We start from the raw sequence: 3,909 nt of genomic DNA on the forward strand, positions 1-3,909 counted from the left end.
CCCTGCGGCGGGCCCTGGGGCGGACCTCCTGCCGGCATGGTGGGCATCGCCGGCGGCGGGGGCGGGGGCGGCGGCACGGACGGCCGGGCCGACGGGTGGGCCTCGGGCGGGTACCAGCGTCCGTCCGACGCCTGCCACCAACCGGGTCCTGCCGGCGTCTCGCTCATGTCGCCCCCTCGCGCTTCCGGGCGGACGCTAGCACCGCGATCCCCTTGCTGTTCGCGCTATCCGACGAGAGCGTCAGGTGATGCGTTCGACCGAGAGCAGCTCGTGCCGGGGCACGGGGTTGTCCCGATGCGCCTTGCACGTCAGCCGGGTGGCGCTCGCGGCGTCGACGTGGGTCCGCACCCGCACGGCGTACGTCGCGCCCGCCGCTGTGAAAGTGGCCACGGTGGTGTCGCCTTCTCCCGCGCGCCGGACCAGGGCGACGTCGCGGATCCCCGTGGATCCGAGCTCGCGCCGGAGGTAGGCCTCGGCGGCCTGCACGGCCATCGGGTACGACGACCGCCCCCGCAGGTGGTCGAGGTCGAGCTCGCCGGCGAGGTGGGCGCTCGCGACCCTGATCGCGCGCTGCGGGTCGAGCCGCCCGTAGTAGAGACCTTCCGGGAGCACCACCAGGTTGCCGGCGAAACGGTCCCCACCGATGTGGGAGACCTCCCAGGTCTGCTCCGGGTGCGCGTCGTCGAGCGCCATCGCGACCGGCCGGCCGAACTCGGCGCAGCAGGCGTCGTGACGCCCGTTGGTGCACACGCAGAACAGGGCGCCGTCGTAGGTCTGCAACCCGGTGGAGCCACCGTCGCGGAACGAGGTGAGGTCGAGGTCGAGGACCTCGCGCAGGTCGGTGACCGTGCCGTGCTCGATCCGCGGCCGGCGCGGGTCGGCGTAGGCGGCGAACACGTTCAGGCGCTCGGGATCCCTGCTCGCGCGGGCTCGCCGGACCAGCAGGATCTTCGCCCGGTAGGCCTTCGCCTGCTGCTTGAGCGCCGGGCCGAGCCCGTCGGGCAGCCGGGCGTCGAGGAGAGCGTCGTTGCCCCACGGACCGGAGTGCTCGAGCAGGAGCCAGGTGCGCACGTGGGTGGCCGTGCCGGCCACCGGCTCCTCGCGCAGCACGCTGGCGGCGGCGCAGGAGAAGCGTTTCGACGGGGTGCTGGGCACGTCGTCAGGACACCGCCTCGAGCAGCCCTTCCCGGACCAGGCGCCGGCAGAGCACCGTCCGGCTCTGGGGATCGAGGTGCTCGGCGAGGTCGCCGACGGTGAACGCCGGACGGGCGCGGATCTCCTCCAGCGCCGGCCGGATCCAGGCCGGGACGGTCATCGACCGGTCACCGAGCAGCACCTCGACCCGCTCGCCGGCGTCGAGCAGCACGCACGGATGACCGGGACGCCGGCGCAACCGGGTGCGGTCGTCGATGCCCGCGCGGAGGGCGAGCACGTCGCTCACCCCGCCGGAGAGCCGCGGCGGCCGGGAGGTCAGGAAGCGGCGGATCTCGGTCGCGACGGCGGCGTCGGCGTCGATGCGGCGTACGTCGTGGGCGACCTGCTCCAGGCGCTCGGCCAGCGGCCCGGACACCAGCGCCGGGTCGTCGAGGTAGCCGGCGGGCAGGTGGTGGTCAGGGAGGTCCGCGACCACCTGCGCGAGGGTGCGCTCGACCAGGCCTCGCCAGGTGAGCTGGTTGATGCCGACGGTCACGTGCAGCGAGACCTGCTCCTGGGCCCGCGCGGCGTGCGGGGTGCCGGTCGGCAGGTACATCGAGAGCCCCGGCTCGAGGAGCACGTCCTCCACGCCGTCCTCGCCGTGGACCTCCCACTGCTTCGAGCCGGCGGTCTGGAACACGAAGACGTCGTGGGAGTCGGAGTGCACCGCGAAGCCCTGCGAACCGGGCGGCGTCAGGTAGGCGTTCACCTGGCAGGGGTGCCCCAGCTCCAGCTCGAGCTCGGCGATCAGCTCGGTCAGCGGCGGCCAGTAGCGGTGCACGCCTTGGAGCACGACCGTCGCTCCGTCGTCGAACAGCGCGAGCGCCTTGCGGGCGTCGACGAGGCCGGTGAGGGGCCTGCCGGACAGCGTGCCGCCACGGGTGTACGCCGACTCGGGCAGCACCGCTCCGTCCTTGGCCATCCTGATCGACGGGGTCCGGATCGCCGACGAGGTGAGCAGCCGGTCGGCGTCCTCGAGGGACAGCAGACCCGTCAGCACACCGGGGTCGGCGCGGTGGAGGTGGACCCGTGACGCCCAGACCTTCGCCAGGAAGGTCTGGGCGTCACCGGTCAGCAGGTCGAGCGCGGACACTCAGATGCTGTCGCTGGCGTCGCCGTCGGTGCTGTCGCTGGCGTCACCATCGGTGCCGTCGCTGTCGCTGCCGTCGCTGTCGCTGTCGCTGGCGTCGCTGTCGGTGCCGTCGCTGTCGGTGGTGTCGCCGTCGGTCGTGTCGGTGGCGTCACCGTCGGTGCCGTCGGCGTCGCCGCCGACCCCGGGACCCGAGCTGGCCGTCGGCTCCGTGGTCATGTCGTCGTCGCTGAGGGGCTGGTCAGGCGTTTCAGTCATCGGTCCTCCTGGGTCGAGTGGCTGCGCGGCCGGTCTGCTGGACAAACCATCCCGCACGGGCGGTCGCCTGCACAGTGCCCCGTTCGCGCGCGGTCAGACCCCTGTCGGCGGGCGTGCGCCGTGCGACCGAGGGAATCCTCCCGGCTGACTATCGGCGGGAACGCCGGGAGGAAGTACGGTCGGCGTCGTGTGCGACACGATGGTCGGCATCACCGACGAGGGGGTGCTGTTCGCGAAGAACAGCGACCGCGACCCGAGCGAGGCACAGGTCCTGCGGTGGCTGCCGGCCGCCGAGCACCCCGCAGGAACCCGGTTGCAGTGCACCTGGGCGGAGATCGACCAGGCGCCACGGACGCACGCCGTGCTCCTGAGCCAGCCGTGGTGGATGTGGGGCGCCGAGATCGGCGCCAACGAGCACGGTGTCGTGATAGGTAACGAAGCGGTCTTCACCCGGCGCACCGGCGACCGCGGTGACGGCGCACTCCTCGGCATGGATCTGCTGCGGCTCGCCCTCGAGCGCGCGACCGACGCCACGGCGGCGGTCGCGACCATCGTCGACCTGCTCGAGGAGCACGGCCAGGGCGGTGCGTGCAGCCACGAGCACCCGCGGTTCACCTACGACAACTCCTTCATCGTGGCCGATCCTGATCGGGCGATCGTGCTGGAGACCGCCGGCCGGCGGTGGGCGACCGAGGAGGTGCGCGGCCCCGGCCGGTCGATCAGCAACGGACTGACCATCCCCGCGTTCGCGCGGATGCACGCGGACCCGGTGCGCGGCCGGGTCGCCGCGTGCGCCGTACGACGTGAGCGCACCGAGGCCGCGGCGAGCAGCGCCTCGGCCCCCGCCGACCTGTTCCGGGCACTGCGCGACCACGGGCCGGGGAGCGGGCCGCAGTGGTCGCTCGTCAACGGCGCCCTCTCGGCTCCGTGCGCGCACGCCGGCGGGCTCGTCACCTCGACCCAGTCGACCGCCTCCTGGGTGGCGGACCTGCGCGCCGCGCCGGTCCACTGGGTCACCGCGACGTCGGCGCCGTGCACGTCGCTGTTCAAGCCGGTCCGGGTCGAGGTCCCGCTGCAGGTCGACCCGGAGCCGATGCCGAGCAACGTCTCCGACCCGGCGTACCTCTGGTGGCGCCACGAGCGTCTGCACCGCCGCGTGCTCCGCGACCACCCGGCCTCGCTCGCCCGCTTCGTCGACGAGCGCGACCGGCTCGAGCGGTCCTGGCTCGCCGAGCCTCCCCGCGATGCCTTCGCCGACGCCGACGCCGCCGAGGCGCGGTGGCTGTCCGACCTGGTCGCCGCCGACCTGCCCGACCGCCGCCCGGCCTGGCTGCGCCGCCAGTGGCGCGCCACCGGCCCCGCCGCCC

4 protein-coding genes are annotated in these 3,909 nt (G+C 73.9%); 1 reads left to right on the top strand and 3 read right to left on the bottom strand.

Annotated features, from left to right (window positions below):
* Positions 1 to 240: 240 nt before the first annotated feature.
* Genes H0488_RS22305 through H0488_RS22315 form a run of 3 tightly spaced genes read right to left on the bottom strand, consistent with a single transcriptional unit; the run spans position 241 to position 2,542 of the window.
* Positions 241 to 1,155, bottom strand: coding sequence for a ferredoxin family protein (locus H0488_RS22305; RefSeq protein WP_183101400.1), 915 nt, complete (start codon positions 1,153 to 1,155; stop codon positions 241 to 243).
* Positions 1,156 to 1,159: 4 nt separating this feature from the next.
* Entirely contained in the window at positions 1,160 to 2,287 is a 1,128-nt protein-coding gene (locus tag H0488_RS22310) for a cupin domain-containing protein (RefSeq protein ID WP_312856488.1), read from the bottom strand.
* Positions 2,288 to 2,542 carry a hypothetical protein gene (locus tag H0488_RS22315; protein WP_183101401.1) on the bottom strand — a complete coding sequence of 85 codons (255 nt, stop codon included), beginning with the start codon at positions 2,540 to 2,542 and terminating at the stop codon, positions 2,288 to 2,290.
* A gap of 187 nt (positions 2,543 to 2,729) precedes the next feature.
* On the opposite strand from H0488_RS22315, the gene H0488_RS22320 reads away from it, so the two are divergent.
* Positions 2,730 to 3,909 (top strand): peptidase C69 family protein (locus tag H0488_RS22320; RefSeq protein ID WP_183101402.1); only part of this gene is annotated, 1,180 nt, incomplete at its 3' end.

Source organism: Nocardioides pelophilus, from assembly GCF_014180685.1.
Classification (GTDB): Bacteria; Actinomycetota; Actinomycetes; order Propionibacteriales; family Nocardioidaceae; genus Nocardioides; species Nocardioides pelophilus.

Coding starts and splice junctions, on each gene's coding strand:
- H0488_RS22315 (WP_183101401.1), bottom strand. CDS start 2,542: ATGACTGAAACGCCTGACCAGCCCCTCAGCGACGACGACATGACCACG.